This is a genomic window from Serratia nevei (assembly GCF_037948395.1).
GTDB lineage: Bacteria > Pseudomonadota > Gammaproteobacteria > Enterobacterales > Enterobacteriaceae > Serratia > Serratia nevei.
On record NZ_CP149940.1, the window covers coordinates 5150235 to 5171236 of the forward strand.

Here is a 21002-nt window from a genome sequence, read left to right on the forward strand (position 1 = left end):
TGCTTATCCCCCCAGTTTGCTCTTGTCGCGCACCGCGCCTTTGTCGGCGCTGGTGGCCAACGAGGCGTAGGCGCGCAGCGCGAAGGATACCTGACGCTCACGGTTTTTCGGCGTCCAGGCCGCGTCGCCGCGCGCCAGTTCCGCTTCATGCCGCGCCGCCAGCTCCTGCTCGCTGACGTCCAGCTGGATGCCGCGATGAGGAATGTCGATCGCGATCATGTCGCCGTCCTGCACCAGGGCGATCAGGCCGCCGTTGGCCGCCTCCGGCGAGGCGTGGCCGATGGACAGCCCGGAGGTGCCGCCGGAGAAACGCCCGTCGGTAATCAGCGCGCACGCCTTGCCCAGCCCCATCGACTTCAGGTAGGTGGTCGGATAGAGCATTTCCTGCATGCCCGGCCCACCTTTCGGCCCTTCGTAACGGATAACGACCACGTCGCCCGCCACCACTTTGCCGCCGAGAATCGCTTCTACCGCATCATCCTGGCTTTCATACACTTTGGCCGGGCCGCGGAAGGTGAGGATTTCCTTGTCTACGCCGGCGGTTTTGACGATGCAGCCGTTTTCCGCCAGGTTACCGTACAGCACCGCCAACCCGCCGTCCTGACTGTAGGCGTGTTCACGGGTGCGGATGCAGCCTTCCTTGCGGTCGGTGTCCAGCGAATCCCAGCGGCAGTCCTGCGAGAATGCCTGCGTGGTGCGGATACCGGCCGGCCCGGCGGAGTACATTTTCTTGACGCTTTCGTCGCGGGTCAGCATTACGTCGTAGGCTTCCAGCGTCTGCGGCAGGGTCAGCCCCAGCACGTTGTTCACCTCGCGGTTCAGCAAGCCGGCGCGATCCAGCTCGCCGAGGATGCCGATTACGCCGCCGGCGCGGTGCACGTCTTCCATATGGTATTTCTGCGTGCTCGGCGCCACCTTGCACAGGTGCGGCACTTTGCGCGACAGGCGATCGATGTCTTCCATGGTGAAGTCCACCTCGCCTTCCTGCGCCGAAGCCAGCAGGTGCAGTACGGTGTTGGTCGAGCCACCCATGGCGATGTCCAGCGTCATGGCGTTCTCAAACGCCGCCTTGTTGGCGATATTGCGCGGCAGCGCGCTCTCGTCGTCCTGCTCGTAATAGCGTTTGGTCAGCTCGACGATGCGCTTGCCGGCGTTGAGGAACAGCGCTTTGCGATCGGCGTGGGTGGCCAGCAGCGAGCCGTTGCCCGGCTGCGACAGGCCCAGCGCTTCGGTCAGGCAGTTCATCGAGTTAGCGGTGAACATGCCGGAGCAGGAACCGCAGGTCGGGCAGGCGGAACGCTCGATCTGCTCGCTGTCGGCGTCGCTGACGTTCGGGTTAGCGCCCTGGATCATCGCATCCACCAGATCCAGCTTGATGATCTGGTTGGAGAGTTTGGTCTTGCCGGCTTCCATCGGGCCGCCGGAGACGAAGATCACCGGGATATTCAGGCGCAACGCCGCCATCAGCATGCCCGGGGTAATCTTGTCGCAGTTGGAGATGCACACCATCGCGTCGGCGCAGTGGGCGTTCACCATGTATTCGACCGAGTCGGCGATCAGCTCGCGCGACGGCAGGGAATAGAGCATGCCGCCGTGGCCCATGGCGATGCCGTCATCCACCGCGATGGTGTTGAACTCTTTGGCCACGCCGCCAGAGGCTTCGATCTGCTCGGCGACCAGTTTGCCCAGATCGCGCAGATGCACGTGGCCCGGCACGAATTGGGTAAAGGAGTTGACCACGGCGATGATCGGCTTGCCGAAATCGGCGTCGGTCATCCCGGTCGCGCGCCACAATGCGCGGGCACCCGCCATATTGCGGCCGTGGGTGGTGGTGGCGGAACGGTACTTAGGCATGCTCTTTTCACTCCAAATGTATTTATGACAGGCGGCGAACGAACCGCCTGGATATTCTTATCTGTCTGTCTTGTCGTTACGGATTTACCGGATCCAGCCAGCCGTATTTGTCTTCTGTCTTGCCGCTGAACAGGCCGAAGAACGCCTGTTGGATCTGTTTGGTCACCGGGCCGCATTTGCCGATGCCGACCTGAATGCCGTCCACGCTACGTACCGGCGTGATTTCCGCCGCGGTGCCGGACATGAACACTTCGTCGGCCAGGTACAGCGATTCGCGCGACAGCACCTGCTCACGCACTTCGAAGCCCATGTCTTTCGCCAGCTTGATGATCGCGTCGCGGGTGATGCCCGGCAGCGCCGAAGAGGTGAACGGCGGGGTGTAAATCACGCCGTCTTTCACTTCAAACAGGTTCTCGCCCGCCCCTTCGGAAATGTAGCCGTGCACGTCGAGCGCGATGCCTTCCTGATAGCCGTGGCGACGCGCTTCGCTGCCCACCAGCAGGGAGGAAAGATAGTTACCGCCGGCCTTGGCCGCAGTGGGGATCGTGTTTGGTGCGACGCGGTGCCAGGAGGAGACCATCGCATCGATGCCTTGATCCAGCGCTTCTTCACCCAGATAAGCGCCCCAAGGAAACGCCGCGATAATCACGTCCGTTTTGTAACCGGCCGGCGGGTTGACGCCCATGCCGACATCGCCGACGAACACCAGCGGGCGGATGTACGCGCTGACCAGGTTGTTCTTGCGCAGCGTGGCACGGCAGGCTTCCATCAGCTCGTCGACGCTTTGCGAAACCGGCATGCGGTAGATTTTCGCCGAGTCGTGCAGGCGCTGCATATGTTCGCGATGACGGAACACCACCGGCCCCAAGTGCGAGTCGTAGCAGCGCACGCCTTCAAATACCGACGTGCCGTAATGCAGCGCGTGCGACATCACGTGCACTTTGGCCTCGGCCCAGGGAACCATCTCACCATTGAACCAAATGTAATCGGCTTTCTTTGTCATTGTTATTTATCCTTCTCGGCGCCTCAGGCGCGTATTTGTTGTGATGTTGGCTGCTGGATCTCGACGCAGGAGACGTCCAGCAGTTTGCTTAACTGAGATGACAACAGGGCGACCGGACGCGGGCTGGCAACGGTCAATTCGATATTGATGCTGTCGGCGTTGGCCGGAGAAACCATATTCATAGCACAAACCTGAAAGCCGCGATGACGCACGACCCGCAATACGCGCTCTAACATTTCGGGGCGAAAACGCGCCTGGATCGAGAGTTGATGCTGCATCATGATATTTCCTCCAACATGGTTTCGTTGCCGGCGCCCGGCGGCACCAGCGGCCAGACGTTTTCGAGTTCGTCGATAGAGACCTGCAGCAGATAAGGGCCTTCGGTGTTGAACAGCGCCTCGAGCGCGCCCTCCACCTGATCCTTGCGGCTGATGCGCTGGCCGGGAATGCCGAAGGCGGCGGCCAGCATCAGGAAGTCGGGGTTATCGGACAGGTTGGTTTCGCTGTAGCGGCCGTCGAAGAACAGCTGCTGCCACTGACGCACCATTCCGAGGCGCTGGTTGTCCAGCAGCACGATCTTGAGCGGCAGCTGTTTGCGCTTGATGGTACCCAGCTCCTGCACGTTCATCATGAAGGAGCCATCGCCCGAGACGCAGATCACCGTATCTTGCGGGCGCGCGACTTGGGCCCCCACTGCCGCCGGCACGCCGAACCCCATGGTGCCGAGGCCGCTGGAGGTGATGAAATTCTCCGGGCGTTCGAACGTCATGTGCTGCGCGCTCCACATCTGGTGCTGGCCCACGTCGGTGGTCACCACGCTGTTGGCCGGCTTGCGGGCGGACAGCTGGCGCAAGAACAATGGCGCGTAGATCGGCTGGCCGGGGTGATCGTAGCGACAGACGTGCTCGGCTTTCAGCGCCGTCACCTGCTGCTGCCAGGCGGCGATGTTCAGCGGGTGCTGCAACGCTGGCAGCAACGCTTTCAGGTCGCCCTGCAGGGCGACATGCGCCTGGCGCAGCTTGCTCATCTCCGCCGGATCGATATCCATGTGGATCACTTTGGCGTGCGGCGCGAAGGCGTTCAGTTTGCCGGTCACGCGGTCATCGAAACGCGCGCCGACGGCAATCAGCAGATCGCACGCCTGCACCGCCAGGTTGGCAGCCTTGGTGCCGTGCATACCCAACATGCCGAGGTACAGCGGATCTTGCGCATCCGGCGCGCCCAGCCCCTTCAGGGTGGCGACGTTCGGCATGCGGGTCACGGCGATAAATTCACGCAGCGCCGGCACCGCCTGTGCCATGCCCACGCCGCCGCCGACGTACAGCATCGGTTTGTGCGCCTGTGCCAGCAGCTCGGCCGCTTCCGCCAACGCTGCCGCCGGGAACGCCGGCGCTTCGTCGACCGGCATCAGATGCGGGTGCAAGTCGCCCTGCGCCAGCTGGATGTCTTTCGGGATATCGATCAGCACCGGGCCAGGGCGGCCGCCTGCGGCGATGGCGAACGCTTCCGCCATGATGCCCGGCAAGGCGTCCAGCGATTCCACCAGGAAACTGTGCTTGGTGCAGGCCAGAGACAGGCCGAGAACATCGATCTCCTGAAAGGCATCGGTGCCGATCAGCGCGGAACCCACCTGACCGGTGATGGCGACAACGGGAACGGAATCGAGCAGCGCATCAGCCAGGCCAGTGATCAGGTTGGTGGCGCCAGGGCCGGAAGTGGCGATGCAAACGCCGACTTTGCCAGTGGCGCGGGCGTAGCCGATGGCGGCCATCGCGGCGCCCTGTTCATGGCGACACAGCAGGTGTTCCACACCACCGTCGTACAGCGCATCGTACACCGGCATGATTGCCCCGCCCGGATAGCCGAATACGGTATCCACCCCCTGCGCACGCAACGCTTGAACTACCCACTGAGCGCCATTCATAGTTATTTCCCCGCCTTACTTCGACAACTGCAGGATTTTGTTCTGTTTTTCATGCTCTGCCCCTTGCTCCACTTTTCTCTTGCCAATAAAAAACCCCCGGACCTGACGGTGCGGGGGTTCTCTTGCGATTCCGGCTTGTTTGCTAAGCCTTTCTTCGTCCAAGTGCAGCCCCGCACGGTGGGATAATAATCACCACCACGCTAATCACGACTAGGCTAATCACTTGGGCAAAGGCTTTCATAATGGGTTTGTTCACTGTGCTCATTCAGAACTAATGCTTACAGAGGTACCATAGTCGCGCGCGGCATGACAACACTTTTTTTGCGTTATTATTCGGCGCAATCTGGTCATACCTCACGCAAATCGCCCCTCTTTCACACGTTGGCGCGCATGTCCGGATTTTTCACCGCGTCGGTGATCGCCTTGCCGCGCGTATCCTTGCCAAAGAACACCAACAGGGCGATCGCCACCGCCACCGTACCGGCGACGATCGCCATCGCCAGGCCGTAATTGTGCCCATGATGCTCGGCGATGGTGGCTTGCAGCGTGGCGTTGACCGAGGCGATCAGGTTACCCAGCTGGTACACGAACCCCGGCAGCACCGCGCGGGTGTTGGCTGGCACCAGTTCGGTCAGGTAGGTCGGTATCACGCCCCAGGCACCCTGCACCATAAACTGCATCAGGAAAGCGCCGATCCCGAGCATCAGTGAACCGCTGGAAAACGCCCACAGCGGGATCACCGGCAACGCCAGCAGCGCGGCGATGATGATCGCTTTCTTACGGCCGATCTTTTCCGATAACGAACCGAAGAAAACGCCGCCGATAATGGACGCGATATTGTAGCTTATGGCAATGATACTGACGGTTTTAGGGTCGAAACCGTGCTGAACTTTCAAAAATACCGGATACAGATCTTGCGTGCCGTGGGAGAAGAAATTGAACGCCGCCATCAGCAGCACCAGATAGCAGCACAGCTTCCAGTGGCTCTTCAGCACCGGTAGCAAGGCGGTGCTTTCTTTGCGTTCGCGCGCCGCCAGCCACACCGGCGACTCCTGCACGCAATAATATATAAACGGCAGCAGCAGGATCGGCGCCGCGCCGATAACGAACATGCCGCGCCAGCCGACCGTTTCGAACAGCAGGCCGTACACCACCGCCGCCAGCAGATAACCGAACGGATAGCCGGCCTGGAAAATACCCGACATCAGGCCGCGTGAGCGGTCCGGTATGGTTTCCATCGCCAATGACGACGCCACGCCCCAGATGCCGCCCATCGCCACCCCGTACAGCACCCGCAACAGCAAAAAGACCGTCAGCGAGGGCGCAGCGGCGGAGAGCAGCTCAAATACCGAGAAGAAGACGATATTCAACATCAGGATCGGCTTGCGGCCATATTTTTCCGCCGCGCGCCCGAAGATCAGCGCGCCGATAGGCCGCACCGCCAGCGTGAGCAAAATCGCCAACGTGACCTGTTCCAGGCCGACGTGAAAGGATTGCGCGATATCGCTGAGTAAGAATACCAGCACGAAAAAATCGAAAGCATCGAGCGTCCAGCTTGAAAAGCTGGCGATTGCCGCGTTGCGTTGCAGCGGGGTCCAACCAAACATAGTGTTATCCCTACCGTAGAGTACGAAGTCAGGAGGCTTAGCGGCTGCCGGGCAGAATGCGGCGGCTGTCGGAGTTTGTTAAAAAAGTGATTTTTCTTTTAATCAATTGTTAAATACACCCATTAAGCCTATGGTTGCAATGCGTCTGGGCCGCTAATGTGTTGCAGCCTTCGGCGATATTGTTAATGGGTATTGCCGCAGCCTGCGAGACAGATCGCACAACCTCATTCGCTGAAATGAAAATCGGCAATTACGCTGCGAACCTCCGGGAAAAATCGCTAATAACGCCGCGCGAAGCCAGAATGAATCGCGCATCATGTTGCCCTCAGCAAGGAGAGCGATATGTCATTGGCGGTAATCTATAGCCGCGCCATCATCGGCGTTCAGGCCCCTTCAGTAACGGTGGAGGTGCATATCAGCAATGGCCTGCCCGGCCTGACGCTGGTCGGTCTGCCAGAAGCCACGGTGAAAGAGGCGCGCGATCGGGTGCGCAGCGCCCTGATCAACAACGGTTTCACCTTTCCCGCCCGGCGCATCACCGTCAATTTGGCGCCCGCCGATCTGCCGAAAGAAGGCGGGCGTTACGATCTGCCGATAGCACTGGCGATCCTCGCCGCCTCCGAGCAATTGCCCCTCGCACCGTTGGCGCGCTACGAGTTTCTTGGCGAGCTCGCACTGTCCGGCGCACTGCGCGCGGTCAGGGGCGCGATCCCGGCGGCGCTGGCGGCGGCTGACGCCGGGCGGCAACTGATCCTCTCGACGGACAACGCCGCCGAAGTCGGCCTGATTGCGCAGTCGCACTCCCATACCGCCCGGCACCTGTTGGAAGTCTGTGCCTTTCTGCTCGGCCAGGGCGAGCTGCCCGTGGCGGCCACGCCTCCCGCTGCGGACACCGCCTGCGACAACGCCGATCTGCGCGACATCATCGGCCAGGAACAGGCCAAGCGGGCTCTGGAGATCGCCGCCGCCGGCGGGCATAACCTGCTGCTGATTGGGCCGCCGGGCACCGGTAAAACCATGTTGGCCAGCCGCCTCACGGGCTTGCTGCCGCCGCTCACGGAGCCTGAGGCGCTGGAAAGCCTGGCGGTCGCCAGCTTGCAGCACCATATCCCCGCCGCCCTGCCATGGCGCCAGAGGCCGTTTCGCGCACCGCATCACAGTGCATCGATGGCGGCGTTGGTCGGCGGCGGCTCACTGCCGCGCCCGGGTGAAATCTCTATGGCGCATAACGGCGTGCTGTTTCTGGATGAGCTACCGGAATTCGAGCGTAAGGTGCTGGATGCGCTGCGTGAGCCGCTGGAGTCCGGCGAGATCGTAATTTCACGCGCCAACGCCAAGGTCTGTTTCCCCGCCAGAGTGCAGTTGATTGCGGCAATGAACCCCAGCCCGACCGGGCATTATCAGGGGTTACACAATCGCGCCTCGCCGCAGCAGGTATTGCGCTATCTGGCCCGGCTGTCAGGGCCTTTTCTCGACCGTTTCGATCTGTCTATCGAAGTGCCGCTGTTACCGCCGGGTACGCTCAGTCAGCGGAAAACGCATGGAGAAAGCAGTGAGAAAGTGCGGGAAAGGGTTCAACAGGCGCGCGCCCGGCAGCTCGAACGCGCCGGGAAAGTCAACGCGCTGTTGAGCAACCGCGAAGTGGAACGTGATTGCATTCTGCAGGCGGCAGACGCCGAGTTTTTGGAGGCAACATTAAACGCGCTGGGGTTATCGGTCCGCGCCTGGCAGCGCATTTTGAAAGTGGCGCGCACGCTGGCGGATTTGGCGGGGGATGCGGAGCTCAACAGGAGCCACCTCTGCGAAGCGCTGGGCTATCGCAGTATGGACCGTCTGCTGTTACAGCTGCATCGTAGTCTGGAATAGAAAATGGGGCCCGCAGGCCCCATCGTCTTTAGTCGTCGCTGTCGCTGTAATCTTCTACTGCGTCAGCCTGCGGTTTACCGCCGGACAGAGTATGGAATTTCTTCGGGCGACGTGTGCGCGCCAGATATTTAGCCCATACTTTTTCCTGCTCGGTAGCCGCTTCGCGCTCACCGCGGCACACTGCGACGAACAGCTGTTCTTCTTCAGTGACCGGCTGACGTTTGCCCGAGTCCAGCTCGTTAAACGCGTAGCCGAAGCGCTCTAGCAATTGCGCCTCTTTAATGGTGAAATCGCCGTGACGGGAGAACCCGCGAGGGTAATGTTTATTATCAAAAAAACGATTGGTCGTGGTGAAGCTATCCGCCATCTGACACGCTCCTAATTCTCTTATGGCCGTGCTGTTTATGGCGCGGAGTATTAGATAGGCTTGACAGCGTGTAAAACAAAACATTTAAATCTTAACGACAAATTTTTTTGGAGATAGGTGTGGATACCGAATTACTGAAAACCTTTTTGGAGGTCAGTAGAACGCGTCACTTTGGCAGAGCCGCAGAATCTTTGTACTTAACGCAGTCCGCGGTCAGTTTCCGCATCCGTCAGTTAGAAAACCAGCTGGGCGCAAATTTATTTACCCGTCATCGCAATAATATCCGCCTGACACCTGCCGGTGAGCGGCTTCTGCCCTATGCCGAGAGCCTGATGAACACCTGGCAGCTGGCGAAGAAGGAGGTCGTGCGTTCGCTGCAACACACCGAGTTGTCGATCGGCGCGACCGCTTCGCTGTGGGAAGCCTATCTGACCCCCTGGTTGCAGGCGCTCTATCAACAACGCGAGGCGCTACAGCTCGAAGCCAGGGTGGCATTAAGGCACTCTTTGGTAAAACAACTGCATGAAAGGCAGCTCGATTTACTGATCACCACTGAACCGCCGAAGATGGATGAATTGGCCAGCCAGCAGCTGAGCAATTTCTCATTACGCCTGTTCTCATCCGCGCATCGTGATAAACAAGCCCCAATGCCCTACATCAAGCTGGAATGGGGAGCCGACTTTCACCAACAGGAAAGCCGCATGCTGGAAGGCGATAACGTGCCGGTGCTCACCACTACCTCCGCTCACCTGACGCGTCAGCTGCTGGAAACCACGGGCGGATGCGCTTTCCTGCCCAGCCAGTGGGAACAAGAGTACCCACAGCTGGTGGCCTCCGCTGAGATCCCACCGATTATCCGCCCACTGTATGCCGTCTGGTTGCAAAACAGCGATCAACAGCCTTTGATTCGGCAATTACTTAAAATACCTTTAAATACCGCAGCCTAAAGCGTTATGGCGGCCTTAAACGCCGTCATCGTGGTCATGACTGTCTATCAAGCAAAAACGCGCTCATCGCCTTCTGAGAGGAGATAATGCAAAACAGCAAGGGAATCAGGAGGTCACGGGGGTAAAGATCGGAAGAAAGATGGAGCAACCAGGATCGGGCAAACATCGGCACCTAACATCCATGTGCTCTGTTCCAAAGCGGTAAGGAAGAAAAATGATAGGCAAAAAAAACCCTTTGCTTTCGCAAAGGGTTCTTAATATGGCAGGGGCGGAGAGACTCGAACTCGCGACACCCGGTTTTGGAGACCGGTGCTCTACCAACTGAGCTACGCCCCTAAATCTCGCTTAACATTATGCCTGCTAATAAAGCAGGCATAATTAAATAAGTGGCGGAACGGACGGGGCTCGAACCCGCGACCCCCTGCGTGACAGGCAGGTATTCTAACCAACTGAACTACCGCTCCACCGATTCTTTTACGTTGCATCTCTCGATGCCGGCAAAATCGCGCTCTGCGATTTGCGCATTACCAGTCGTCACACTGATAACGTTTATTTGATGCCTGGCAGTGTCCTACTCTCGCATGGGGAGACCCCACACTACCATCGGCGCTACGGCGTTTCACTTCTGAGTTCGGCATGGGGTCAGGTGGGACCACCGCGCTATTGCCGCCAGGCAAATTCTGTTTCATTCCAACCGCGCCACTCTCGTGTCGCCATCAGAACCAATCTGTAAACAAGCTGAATATTGTCTTGGTCTCACCAAAACACCTTCGGTGTTGTAAGGTTAAGCCTCACGGATCATTAGTACTGGTTAGCTCAATGCATCGCTGCACTTACACACCCAGCCTATCAACGTCTTAGTCTTAAACGTTCCTTCAGGGGCCTTGAAGGCCCAGGGAAGACTCATCTTGAGGCAAGTTTCGCGCTTAGATGCTTTCAGCGCTTATCTTTTCCGCACTTAGCTACCGGGCAATGCCATTGGCATGACAACCCGAACACCAGTGGTGCGTTCACTCCGGTCCTCTCGTACTAGGAGCAACCCCTCTCAATCTTCCAACGCCCACGGCAGATAGGGACCGAACTGTCTCACGACGTTCTAAACCCAGCTCGCGTACCACTTTAAATGGCGAACAGCCATACCCTTGGGACCTACTTCAGCCCCAGGATGTGATGAGCCGACATCGAGGTGCCAAACACCGCCGTCGATATGAACTCTTGGGCGGTATCAGCCTGTTATCCCCGGAGTACCTTTTATCCGTTGAGCGATGGCCCTTCCATTCAGAACCACCGGATCACTAAGACCTACTTTCGTACCTGCTCGAGCCGTCACTCTCGCAGTCAAGCTAGCTTATGCCTTTGCACTAACCTCACGATGTCCGACCGTGATTAGCTAACCTTCGTGCTCCTCCGTTACTCTTTGGGAGGAGACCGCCCCAGTCAAACTACCCACCAGACACTGTCCTCACCCCAGATTATGGGGCCGAGTTAGAACATCAAACATTAAAGGGTGGTATTTCAAGGATGGCTCCACGCAGACTGGCGTCCACGCTTCAAAGCCTCCCACCTATCCTACACATCAAGGCTCAATGTTCAGTGTCAAGCTATAGTAAAGGTTCACGGGGTCTTTCCGTCTTGCCGCGGGTACACTGCATCTTCACAGCGAGTTCAATTTCACTGAGTCTCGGGTGGAGACAGCCTGGCCATCATTACGCCATTCGTGCAGGTCGGAACTTACCCGACAAGGAATTTCGCTACCTTAGGACCGTTATAGTTACGGCCGCCGTTTACTGGGGCTTCGATCAAGAGCTTCGCCTTGCGGCTGACCCCATCAATTAACCTTCCAGCACCGGGCAGGCGTCACACCGTATACGTCCACTTTCGTGTTTGCACAGTGCTGTGTTTTTATTAAACAGTTGCAGCCAGCTGGTATCTTCGACTGGCTTCAGCTCCATCCGCGAAGGACTTCACCTACATGCCAGCGTGCCTTCTCCCGAAGTTACGGCACCATTTTGCCTAGTTCCTTCACCCGAGTTCTCTCAAGCGCCTTGGTATTCTCTACCTGACCACCTGTGTCGGTTTGGGGTACGATTTAATGTTACCTAGAGCTTAGAGGCTTTTCCTGGAAGCAGGGCATCAACTACTTCTGCACCGTAGTGCATCGTCATCACGCCTCAGGGTTAGTATGCAACCGGATTTACCAGGTCACACCCCCTACACGCTTAAACCGGGACAACCGTCGCCCGGCTAGCCTAGCCTTCTCCGTCCCCCCTTCGCAGTAACACCAAGTACAGGAATATTAACCTGTTTCCCATCGACTACGCTTTTCAGCCTCGCCTTAGGGGTCGACTCACCCTGCCCCGATTAACGTTGGACAGGAACCCTTGGTCTTCCGGCGAGCGGGCTTTTCACCCGCTTTATCGTTACTTATGTCAGCATTCGCACTTCTGATACCTCCAGCAACCCTCACAGGCCACCTTCAACGGCTTACAGAACGCTCCCCTACCCAACAACGCTAAGCGTCGCTGCCGCAGCTTCGGTGCATGGTTTAGCCCCGTTACATCTTCCGCGCAGGCCGACTCGACCAGTGAGCTATTACGCTTTCTTTAAATGATGGCTGCTTCTAAGCCAACATCCTGGCTGTCTATGCCTTCCCACATCGTTTCCCACTTAACCATGACTTTGGGACCTTAGCTGGCGGTCTGGGTTGTTTCCCTCTTCACGACGGACGTTAGCACCCGCCGTGTGTCTCCCGTGATAACATTCTTCGGTATTCGGAGTTTGCATCGGTTTGGTAAGCCGGGATGGCCCCCTAGCCGAAACAGTGCTCTACCCCCGAAGATGAGTTCACGAGGCGCTACCTAAATAGCTTTCGGGGAGAACCAGCTATCTCCCGGTTTGATTGGCCTTTCACCCCCAGCCACAAGTCATCCGCTAATTTTTCAACATTAGTCGGTTCGGTCCTCCAGTTAGTGTTACCCAACCTTCAACCTGCCCATGGCTAGATCACCGGGTTTCGGGTCTATACCTTGCAACTATTCGCCCAGTTAAGACTCGGTTTCCCTACGGCTCCCCTATACGGTTAACCTTGCTACAAAATATAAGTCGCTGACCCATTATACAAAAGGTACGCAGTCACACCACGAAGGTGCTCCCACTGCTTGTACGTACACGGTTTCAGGTTCTATTTCACTCCCCTCGCCGGGGTTCTTTTCGCCTTTCCCTCACGGTACTGGTTCACTATCGGTCAGTCAGGAGTATTTAGCCTTGGAGGATGGTCCCCCCATATTCAGACAGGATGTCACGTGTCCCGCCCTACTCATCGAACTCACGACCTGTGCATTTTAGTGTACGGGGCTATCACCCTTTGCTGCGCGACTTTCCAGACGCTTCCACTAACACACAAGCCGATTCAGGTTCTGGGCTCCTCCCCGTTCGCTCGCCGCTACTGGGGGAATCTCGGTTGATTTCTTTTCCTCGGGGTACTTAGATGTTTCAGTTCCCCCGGTTCGCCTCATGCCACTATGTATTCATGACATGATAGTGTGTCGAAACACACTGGGTTTCCCCATTCGGGTATCGCCGGTTGTAACGGTTCATATCACCTTACCGACGCTTTTCGCAGATTAGCACGCCCTTCATCGCCTCTGACTGCCTAGGCATCCACCGTGTACGCTTAGTCACTTAACCTCACAACCCGAAGATGTTTCCATCGTTCGCGCTGCAAACATTTGAGAGACTCTATGACAGGTTACTCTTTATCCCAGTACATCTACGGAGGGATAAATTTCAGCCGTCATGTTTCAATTTTCAGCTTGTTCCAGATTGTTAAAGAGCAAAATACTTCGCAGCATACTGTCGCCAATATACTCTGAAGTATTGAAATACCGGACTATATGGTGGAGCTAAGCGGGATCGAACCGCTGACCTCCTGCGTGCAAGGCAGGCGCTCTCCCAGCTGAGCTATAGCCCCATACAGTCACGCGCAGTACCTTTTCCACTTCCGAGAAGTGGTAGGCCTGAGTGGACTTGAACCACCGACCTCACCCTTATCAGGGGTGCGCTCTAACCACCTGAGCTACAAGCCTATAAAGGTATTTCTGCTCGTTACTTTCTATCAGACAATCTGTGTGAGCACGCCACTCGAACTAATATCTTTAGGTAAGGAGGTGATCCAACCGCAGGTTCCCCTACGGTTACCTTGTTACGACTTCACCCCAGTCATGAATCACAAAGTGGTAAGCGCCCTCCCGAAGGTTAAGCTACCTACTTCTTTTGCAACCCACTCCCATGGTGTGACGGGCGGTGTGTACAAGGCCCGGGAACGTATTCACCGTAGCATTCTGATCTACGATTACTAGCGATTCCGACTTCATGGAGTCGAGTTGCAGACTCCAATCCGGACTACGACATACTTTATGAGGTCCGCTTGCTCTCGCGAGGTCGCTTCTCTTTGTATATGCCATTGTAGCACGTGTGTAGCCCTACTCGTAAGGGCCATGATGACTTGACGTCATCCCCACCTTCCTCCAGTTTATCACTGGCAGTCTCCTTTGAGTTCCCGGCCGAACCGCTGGCAACAAAGGATAAGGGTTGCGCTCGTTGCGGGACTTAACCCAACATTTCACAACACGAGCTGACGACAGCCATGCAGCACCTGTCTCAGAGTTCCCGAAGGCACCAATCCATCTCTGGAAAGTTCTCTGGATGTCAAGAGTAGGTAAGGTTCTTCGCGTTGCATCGAATTAAACCACATGCTCCACCGCTTGTGCGGGCCCCCGTCAATTCATTTGAGTTTTAACCTTGCGGCCGTACTCCCCAGGCGGTCGATTTAACGCGTTAGCTCCGGAAGCCACGCCTCAAGGGCACAACCTCCAAATCGACATCGTTTACAGCGTGGACTACCAGGGTATCTAATCCTGTTTGCTCCCCACGCTTTCGCACCTGAGCGTCAGTCTTCGTCCAGGGGGCCGCCTTCGCCACCGGTATTCCTCCAGATCTCTACGCATTTCACCGCTACACCTGGAATTCTACCCCCCTCTACGAGACTCTAGCTTGCCAGTTTCAAATGCAGTTCCCAGGTTGAGCCCGGGGATTTCACATCTGACTTAACAAACCGCCTGCGTGCGCTTTACGCCCAGTAATTCCGATTAACGCTTGCACCCTCCGTATTACCGCGGCTGCTGGCACGGAGTTAGCCGGTGCTTCTTCTGCGAGTAACGTCAATTGATGAGCGTATTAAGCTCACCACCTTCCTCCTCGCTGAAAGTGCTTTACAACCCGAAGGCCTTCTTCACACACGCGGCATGGCTGCATCAGGCTTGCGCCCATTGTGCAATATTCCCCACTGCTGCCTCCCGTAGGAGTCTGGACCGTGTCTCAGTTCCAGTGTGGCTGGTCATCCTCTCAGACCAGCTAGGGATCGTCGCCTAGGTGAGCCATTACCCCACCTACTAGCTAATCCCATCTGGGCACATCTGATGGCAAGAGGCCCGAAGGTCCCCCTCTTTGGTCTTGCGACGTTATGCGGTATTAGCTACCGTTTCCAGTAGTTATCCCCCTCCATCAGGCAGTTTCCCAGACATTACTCACCCGTCCGCCGCTCGTCACCCAGGGAGCAAGCTCCCTTGTGCTACCGCTCGACTTGCATGTGTTAAGCCTGCCGCCAGCGTTCAATCTGAGCCATGATCAAACTCTTCAATTAAAAGCTTGATTTGCTTCCACTCGAGAAGCGATGCTCAAAGATTTACTGCATGAATTTTACTTCAGTTAGTCACTCTTCAAGACTTGATATTTTTTTGCATCCGAAGATGCTGGATATCGTCTTGTGGAGTGCCCACACAGATTGTCTGATAAATTGTTAAAGAGCAGTGCCGAGAAACTCATCGGCGCGGGCTGCGTATATTACGCTTTTCACCCGGAGAGTCAAGCGTTTATTTCGCTTTCTTCTCGCTGACCCGGCGGCTTGTCAGTCGTTGTTCCCGGTCAGTGGAGGCGCATTATAGGGAGTTCTCGGCGGGCCGCAACCCCTATTTTCAATATTTTTTCCGACCGTTGAATGTTTAACCAAAACACCGTTAAAGCGGCAGTTTTTTCAACGATTTAAAGCCGTAGCCCTGCAAAACGGGCAATAAAGCGTCAGTATCTTCATTTAGCGCCATGCAATACGCCAGATTCTCTTCCTGGCTCGAGACCAGATTTTCCTGCGTCGAGATGAGCCAGGCGGTACGACGGGCAATCGCCGCACCGGAATCCACCAGCCGGGTGCCTTCTGGCAACACCTGCATCAGCTCTTCAGCTAATAGAGGAAAATGAGTGCAGCCCAGCACGACGGTATCCGGCGGCTCGCGCATGCTCAGCCACGGATGCAGGATCTTCTTCAGCACCGGCAGCGGCACGGCTTCGCCGTGCAGCTTGGCCTCCGCCAGCTCCACCAGCTCTGAAGAGCCCAGCAGCTCAATCTTGCAGTCGGTAGCGAAACGGGAAATCAGTTCGTGGGTGTAGCTGCGCTGTACGGTGCCGCGAGTCGCCAACAGGCCGACAATGCCATTGACGGTAAGACGGGCGGCAGGCTTGATGGCGGGTACCACGCCCACGACCGGGAAACTGAAGCGCTCGCGCAGGGCCGGCAAAGAGACGGTGCTGGCCGTGTTACAGGCAATGACGACAATCGCCAGAGGATGCCGCTGCTGCACTGCGCCGACAATCTCCACCACGCGCTCAACGATAAACTCTTCGGACTTCTCGCCGTAGGGGAACGCCACGTTGTCGAAAGCGTATATATAGTGGAGATCCGGCAGCAACTGCCGAATCTCTTGATATACCGACAGCCCGCCGACGCCGGAATCGAAAACCAGCACCGTCGGGCGAGGTGTGGCGGTGCTGTTAGAAGGTATAGCTTCCAGTGAGGTAGTATTCTCTTCCTGGAGTAGCGTAGCCATAGGCCGTCTCATAATCTTTATCAAACAGGTTGGCAATTCTACCACGAACTGTCAGATGAGATGTGACCGGATACGAAACTGCGAGATCCCACAGGCTCACGCCGCCAAGTTTAACCGTCGGGCTTGGATAAACGCCATAATCCTTGTCGTAGCGCTCACCTAAGTATTGATAGGTCACTGCCCAGTCAAAGTCGTACAGCTGCCAATCCAGCTCATATTTCACCTGTTGTTTCGCGCGGCGCAGCAGCACTTCGTTGGTTTTAGCATTGCGCGGGTCGACATAATCGTAACCAATCTGATGCGTCAACGGGCCGGTATCAAACGAGGCAGTGGCTTCAATCCCTTTGATGGTCGCCTTACCCACATTGTAATAGACGTAGTTGGTTTCCCCCGTGGAATCGATCAAATTGTCGATGTCGTTGCGATAACCGGAAACGCGCCAGGTCACCGGGCCGGTCAGTCCTTCAAAGCCGCCTTCCCACTGCTTGCTTTCTTCCGGTTTCAGATCGGTATTGTTGCCGAAATTGCCGTATAGCTGGCTCATATTCGGTGCTTTGAACGCCGTGCCATACGAAGCGATAAAACGGTATCCCTCGACGAATTCCCAGGCTGCGCTGGTTTGCCAAGTGCCGTGCCAGCCAAACTCGGAATGATCGTCACCTCGAACCGCACCTTCCAACGTTACCGGGCCAACCAGTTGCTGCGCAGTCAGGTAGATGCCTGCATCACGTTGGCTTTTTTCACCCTTCACGGTGGTGGAGTCCGGCTTGATTTTCTGTTGCTGCCAGTCAACGCCAGAGCTTACGGTACCCTCTCCAACCTGCAGCGTATTACCCCACTGTAGGTTGTACTGTTCGGAATCCACCAAACTGGCCGAGCTGTCATACATACCGCGACGAGGATCGTAATCGTAATCCTTGCTATGACTGTAGCTGCCGATCAATTGTGTTGCGTAAATCCCTTCTTTATAACGCAATCCGGTATCCCAGGTTTGGCTGTAAAGTTTGCGAGTATCTAACAGAGGGCTGGTCGGGGAGGAATAGTAACCATCGTACGCCGTGCGGTTGTCATAGCCATATCCGCGTACAAAGCCGCTGACCGATTCGCTGAACTGGTGCTCAAGCGCGCCATACAGAGACTTACTCATAAAGCCATCGCGGTCCTGCTGGCTTTGCATGCCGGTGCTGCCTTCAGCCACCACATCATACCCTTTGGTATAAGTGTAATTCCCTGCCACCGTCGCCACGGTGCTGTCGCCCAGCTGTTGCTGGGTCGACGCGTCATAGGCCTGATAGCCGTTGGAGCCGACGCCTGCAGAGAGCGTAGTACCGTTCTTTTCACGCGTGGTGATGATGTTGACCACGCCGCCGATGGCGTCGGAACCGTACACCGCCGAGCGCGGGCCGCGAATGTATTCGACTTTCTGCACCAGCGAAATCGGGATTTGGCTGAGATCGGAAGAGCCGCTGACGCCCGCCTGGTTAAGGCGAATGCCGTCGATTAATACCAAGACATGGCTGGAGTTGGTGCCGCGAATAAACAGTGAGCTCTTTTGCCCCAGCCCGCCGTTTTGGCCGATGTCCACGCCCGGCAAACGGCGCATCACGTCGGTCAGGCTCTTGGCCTGCCAACGATCGATATCGTTACGGGTGACGATAGAAGTCGGCGCCAGCACGGAAGAAACCGGCTGCGGGAAGCGGTTGGCGGTCACCACCAGGTTATCGCCATTCGTGGCTGTCGTGTTGTCTTGCGCCCATCCAGAAAAAGCCGTGACGGAGGAGACCACCGCCAGCAGCGTATTTTTTGTAATTGTCATGAGAAAAGCATCCAAACTTAATTGGCGGATGCCGCAGGATCATGGCCGGTAGTTCGCGACGGCCACGGACATTGCGACGTAACACCGGCAGGTCTTCGGGCTTGGGATTTGCGGGCCGCGGGGTGCGACCGGCAACGGGCGATGACTTCCCATCCTGCAGTGGACAGTGTCTGCGTCGAAACGCTATCGCCGTGACTTCCCCTTACCGCTGCGCGTCAGCTCCGGATTCACACCGGATTCCCTTTTCACTCGCTGCTTGAGGCCGGACGGCAATGCTACGATCAATGAAAATAGATGTCTAGACTGCTACTAATGTTACAAATAATAAACGCGACAAAACTGGACTTCACGGGCTGATTCCCTACAATCCCCGCTGATCAAATTTGCCTGACGAGAAGACACACATGACGCCCGAGAATTTGCCTATTGAACGTTACGATGACCAACTGGCGGAGAAAGTCGCCCGCCTGAAGACGTTGATGTCACCGTTCGCGGCGCCCGAGCCGGAAGTGTTCCGCTCGCCAGTCGACCACTACCGCATGCGCGCCGAATTCCGCATCTGGCACGACGCGGACGACATGTACCACATCATGTTCGATCAGCAGACCAAGCAGCGTATTCGCGTCGATCAATTCCCGGCCGCCAGCGAACTGATCAACCGCCTGATGAGCGCCCTGATCGCCGCGCTGAAACCGGAGCCGATCCTGCGCCACAAGCTGTTCCAGATCGATTATCTGTCGACGCAAAGCGGCAAAATCATCGCCTCGCTGCTGTACCACCGCAAGCTGGATGACGTTTGGCAACGGCGCGCCGAGCAGCTGCGTGACGAACTGCGCGCACAAGGTTTCGACCTGCAGCTGATCGGCCGGGCGTCGAAGACCAAAATCATGCTCGACCAGGATTATGTCGACGAAGTGCTGCCGGTCGCCGGCCGCGACATGATCTACCGCCAGGTGGAAAACAGCTTCACTCAGCCCAACGCGGCCATGAACGTGCAGATGCTGGAATGGGCGCTGGCGGTGACCGCCGGTTCCAAAGGCGATTTGCTGGAGCTGTATTGCGGCAACGGCAACTTCTCGCTGGCGCTGGCGCGCAATTTCGAGCGCGTGCTGGCGACCGAGATCGCCAAACCGTCGGTGGCGGCGGCGCAATACAACATCGCTGCCAACCATATCGACAATGTGCAGATCATCCGCATGGCGGCGGAAGATTTCACCCAGGCGATGAACGGGGTGCGCGAATTCAACCGGTTGAAGGGCATCGATCTGAGCGGTTACAACTGCGAGACAATTTTCGTCGATCCGCCGCGTAGCGGGCTGGACGATGAAACGGTGAAGATGGTGCAGGCCTACCCGCGCATTCTGTATATCTCATGCAACCCGGAAACACTGTGCGCCAACCTGGAAACGCTGCAGGCCACGCACCGGGTCAGCCGCCTGGCGCTGTTCGATCAGTTCCCGTATACCCATCACATGGAATGCGGCGTGCTGCTGGAAAAGCGCTGCTGATACGACAGGGGCGCCATCATGGCGCCCCGTTGCATTACGACTCTTGAGTCGGCGCATCCGGCGCCTTGCGCGCCTTCAGTTTGACTCCGATCCACAGTACCAGCGCCACGCAGATCACCGACGGCAGGAAGTTGGAACCGATCTGCGGGTATTCTGCGCGCACGATGGCGCTGTACATCAGCAGCCCCAGCAGGAAACAGGCCGCCGCCAGCTTCGGCATGCCGTCCGGCATGGCGCGGTTCAGGTAACGCTGATGCAGGCAGTACACCGCCAGCACCAACGCGATCAGCGGGAAGATCGAAAACGGCACCACCGAGCTGAACAGCGCGGCAAACGAACCGTTGATCGAAAGGCCGGCAATCAACGCCAGCAGTAAGGTGCCATTTTCACGGCCTGGTTTTTCCATCATTTTTTACCTTTTTTATACGTGGGACACAGAAGCTTTTTCTTGTTCGCGACGATACCAGTAATACGCCCCTTTGGAGATCATCCGCAGCTGAAGCACCAGCCGTTCTTCCAGCTGCTGCCGCTGCTCGACGTCGATATCCAGCGCTTCCGCGCCGGCGCTGAACACGATGGTGACCATCGCTTCCGCCTGCGCTTCGGTAAAGCTGCGCGGCATGTGATTTTCCAACTCGAGGTAGTCCGCCAGTTCGGCGATGAAATGCTGGATCTCGCGCGCCACCGCCGCACGGAATGCCGCCGACGTGCCGGAGCGCTCGCGCAGCAGCAGGCGGAAGGCGTTCGGGTTGTTGCCGATAAATTCCATAAAGGTGGACACCGAGGTGCGGATCACGCTGCCGCCCTTGGCGATGCGTTGGCGCGCCTGGCGCATCAACTGACGCAGCATCAGGCCGCTTTCGTCCACCATGGTCAGCCCCAGCTCATCCACATCGCGGAAATGGCGGTAAAACGACGTGGGCGCGATGCCCGCCTCGCGTGAAACTTCCCGCAGGCTCAGGCTGGCGAAGCTGCGTTCGGCGCTCAGCTGGCTGAATGCGGCTTCGATCAGGGAACGACGAGTCCGTTCTTTTTGTTGTGCTCTGACGCCCATATGCATATCCGGATAGGTTCCATTCTCTCAGTCTAACGCCCTAGACTCGGCAATATAGCAAATTTTATTGCAACAGCATTTATACTAACGCGCTCTATCACACTTCCGCCCTGAGCCG

Annotated in this window: 14 protein-coding genes, 4 tRNA genes, 3 rRNA genes and 1 riboswitch; of the genes, 3 read left to right on the forward strand and 18 right to left on the reverse strand. The window is 57.2% G+C overall.

Translation table 11 applies throughout. The features are described from left to right. Positions 1-3: 3 nt before the first annotated feature. The 6 genes from ilvD to V8N38_RS24585 all read right to left on the reverse strand — a co-directional run bounded on the left by ilvD (position 4) and on the right by V8N38_RS24585 (position 6388). The gene (ilvD, locus tag V8N38_RS24560) at positions 4-1854 is read right to left on the reverse strand and encodes a dihydroxy-acid dehydratase (protein ID WP_033649965.1); all 1851 of its coding nucleotides are present in this window, start codon (positions 1852-1854) and stop codon (positions 4-6) included. A gap of 76 nt (positions 1855-1930) precedes the next feature. Further along, the gene (locus V8N38_RS24565) at positions 1931-2857 is read right to left on the reverse strand and encodes a branched-chain amino acid transaminase (RefSeq protein ID WP_033636413.1); all 927 of its coding nucleotides are present in this window, start codon (positions 2855-2857) and stop codon (positions 1931-1933) included. 23 nt (positions 2858-2880) lie between these two features. Further along, the gene (ilvM, locus tag V8N38_RS24570) at positions 2881-3138 is read right to left on the reverse strand and encodes an acetolactate synthase 2 small subunit (protein ID WP_038874702.1); all 258 of its coding nucleotides are present in this window, start codon (positions 3136-3138) and stop codon (positions 2881-2883) included. Continuing rightward, on the reverse strand, positions 3135-4781 hold the full coding sequence (gene ilvG / locus V8N38_RS24575; RefSeq protein WP_147840468.1) for an acetolactate synthase 2 catalytic subunit: 1647 nt from the start codon (positions 4779-4781) through the stop codon (positions 3135-3137). The genes ilvM and ilvG overlap by 4 nt, the downstream gene beginning before the upstream one ends. A 142-nt stretch (positions 4782-4923) precedes the next feature. Further along, the gene (gene ilvL / locus V8N38_RS24580) at positions 4924-5022 is read right to left on the reverse strand and encodes an ilv operon leader peptide (protein WP_013814970.1); all 99 of its coding nucleotides are present in this window, start codon (positions 5020-5022) and stop codon (positions 4924-4926) included. Between the two features lie 133 nt (positions 5023-5155). Further along, on the reverse strand, positions 5156-6388 hold the full coding sequence (locus tag V8N38_RS24585) for an MFS transporter (RefSeq protein ID WP_084827060.1): 1233 nt from the start codon (positions 6386-6388) through the stop codon (positions 5156-5158). Positions 6389-6730: 342 nt separating this feature from the next. Between V8N38_RS24585 and V8N38_RS24590 the strand changes: the two genes are divergently transcribed. Further along, positions 6731-8254: a YifB family Mg chelatase-like AAA ATPase gene (locus V8N38_RS24590; protein ID WP_147840469.1), complete on the forward strand. Its 1524-nt coding sequence runs from the start codon at positions 6731-6733 to the stop codon at positions 8252-8254. Between the two features lie 28 nt (positions 8255-8282). Here V8N38_RS24590 and V8N38_RS24595 read toward each other — a convergent pair whose 3' ends face one another. Continuing rightward, a complete protein-coding gene (locus tag V8N38_RS24595) occupies positions 8283-8621 on the reverse strand; it encodes a DUF413 domain-containing protein (RefSeq protein ID WP_048232148.1) in 339 nt (112 codons plus the stop codon). A 119-nt stretch (positions 8622-8740) separates the two neighbouring features. On the opposite strand from V8N38_RS24595, the gene hdfR reads away from it, so the two are divergent. Beyond that, positions 8741-9568 (forward strand): HTH-type transcriptional regulator HdfR, encoded by an 828-nt coding sequence (hdfR, locus tag V8N38_RS24600; protein ID WP_060425370.1) that lies wholly within the window; start codon positions 8741-8743, stop codon positions 9566-9568. A 260-nt stretch (positions 9569-9828) separates the two neighbouring features. Here hdfR and V8N38_RS24605 read toward each other — a convergent pair. From V8N38_RS24605 to btuB, 9 genes are all read right to left on the reverse strand, one after another. Further along, positions 9829-9904, reverse strand: a tRNA-Trp gene (locus tag V8N38_RS24605). Between the two features lie 51 nt (positions 9905-9955). Continuing rightward, positions 9956-10032 (reverse strand) — tRNA-Asp (locus V8N38_RS24610). A gap of 94 nt (positions 10033-10126) precedes the next feature. Then, positions 10127-10242: ribosomal RNA gene (gene rrf, locus V8N38_RS24615) — 5S ribosomal RNA — on the reverse strand. A gap of 106 nt (positions 10243-10348) precedes the next feature. Next, positions 10349-13255: ribosomal RNA gene (locus V8N38_RS24620) — 23S ribosomal RNA — on the reverse strand. Positions 13256-13462: 207 nt separating this feature from the next. Next, positions 13463-13538 (reverse strand) — tRNA-Ala (locus V8N38_RS24625). 38 nt (positions 13539-13576) lie between these two features. Next, positions 13577-13653: transfer RNA gene (locus V8N38_RS24630), tRNA-Ile, on the reverse strand. Between the two features lie 74 nt (positions 13654-13727). Further along, positions 13728-15269, reverse strand: a 16S ribosomal RNA gene (locus tag V8N38_RS24635). Together the 16S, 23S and 5S rRNA genes with 4 tRNA genes alongside form the textbook arrangement of a ribosomal RNA operon. 373 nt (positions 15270-15642) lie before the next feature. Further along, entirely contained in the window at positions 15643-16506 is an 864-nt protein-coding gene (gene murI, locus V8N38_RS24640; RefSeq protein WP_060424947.1) for a glutamate racemase, read from the reverse strand. Then, positions 16451-18322: a TonB-dependent vitamin B12 receptor BtuB gene (gene btuB / locus V8N38_RS24645; RefSeq protein WP_147840673.1), complete on the reverse strand. Its 1872-nt coding sequence runs from the start codon at positions 18320-18322 to the stop codon at positions 16451-16453. The genes murI and btuB overlap by 56 nt, the downstream gene beginning before the upstream one ends. A gap of 68 nt (positions 18323-18390) precedes the next feature. Next, positions 18391-18604, reverse strand: a riboswitch (cobalamin riboswitch). A gap of 122 nt (positions 18605-18726) precedes the next feature. Between btuB and trmA the strand changes: the two genes are divergently transcribed. Beyond that, entirely contained in the window at positions 18727-19830 is a 1104-nt protein-coding gene (gene trmA, locus V8N38_RS24650) for a tRNA (uridine(54)-C5)-methyltransferase TrmA (RefSeq protein WP_060424952.1), read from the forward strand. A 34-nt stretch (positions 19831-19864) separates the two neighbouring features. Here trmA and V8N38_RS24655 read toward each other — a convergent pair whose 3' ends face one another. Both V8N38_RS24655 and fabR read right to left on the reverse strand, forming a co-directional pair. Next, positions 19865-20236 (reverse strand): YijD family membrane protein, encoded by a 372-nt coding sequence (locus tag V8N38_RS24655; RefSeq protein WP_049201879.1) that lies wholly within the window; start codon positions 20234-20236, stop codon positions 19865-19867. 15 nt (positions 20237-20251) lie between these two features. Beyond that, positions 20252-20884, reverse strand: a complete 633-nt coding sequence (gene fabR / locus V8N38_RS24660) for an HTH-type transcriptional repressor FabR (RefSeq protein WP_004931044.1) — start codon at positions 20882-20884, stop codon at positions 20252-20254. Positions 20885-21002 lie beyond the last annotated feature (118 nt).

Coding starts and splice junctions, on each gene's coding strand:
- ilvD (WP_033649965.1), bottom strand. CDS start 1,854: ATGCCTAAGTACCGTTCCGCCACCACCACCCACGGCCGCAATATGGCG.
- V8N38_RS24565 (WP_033636413.1), bottom strand. CDS start 2,857: ATGACAAAGAAAGCCGATTACATTTGGTTCAATGGTGAGATGGTTCCC.
- ilvM (WP_038874702.1), bottom strand. CDS start 3,138: ATGATGCAGCATCAACTCTCGATCCAGGCGCGTTTTCGCCCCGAAATG.
- ilvG (WP_147840468.1), bottom strand. CDS start 4,781: ATGAATGGCGCTCAGTGGGTAGTTCAAGCGTTGCGTGCGCAGGGGGTG.
- ilvL (WP_013814970.1), bottom strand. CDS start 5,022: ATGAAAGCCTTTGCCCAAGTGATTAGCCTAGTCGTGATTAGCGTGGTG.
- V8N38_RS24585 (WP_084827060.1), bottom strand. CDS start 6,388: ATGTTTGGTTGGACCCCGCTGCAACGCAACGCGGCAATCGCCAGCTTT.
- V8N38_RS24590 (WP_147840469.1), top strand. CDS start 6,731: ATGTCATTGGCGGTAATCTATAGCCGCGCCATCATCGGCGTTCAGGCC.
- V8N38_RS24595 (WP_048232148.1), bottom strand. CDS start 8,621: ATGGCGGATAGCTTCACCACGACCAATCGTTTTTTTGATAATAAACAT.
- murI (WP_060424947.1), bottom strand. CDS start 16,506: ATGGCTACGCTACTCCAGGAAGAGAATACTACCTCACTGGAAGCTATA.
- btuB (WP_147840673.1), bottom strand. CDS start 18,322: ATGACAATTACAAAAAATACGCTGCTGGCGGTGGTCTCCTCCGTCACG.
- trmA (WP_060424952.1), top strand. CDS start 18,727: ATGACGCCCGAGAATTTGCCTATTGAACGTTACGATGACCAACTGGCG.
- V8N38_RS24655 (WP_049201879.1), bottom strand. CDS start 20,236: ATGGAAAAACCAGGCCGTGAAAATGGCACCTTACTGCTGGCGTTGATT.
- fabR (WP_004931044.1), bottom strand. CDS start 20,884: ATGGGCGTCAGAGCACAACAAAAAGAACGGACTCGTCGTTCCCTGATC.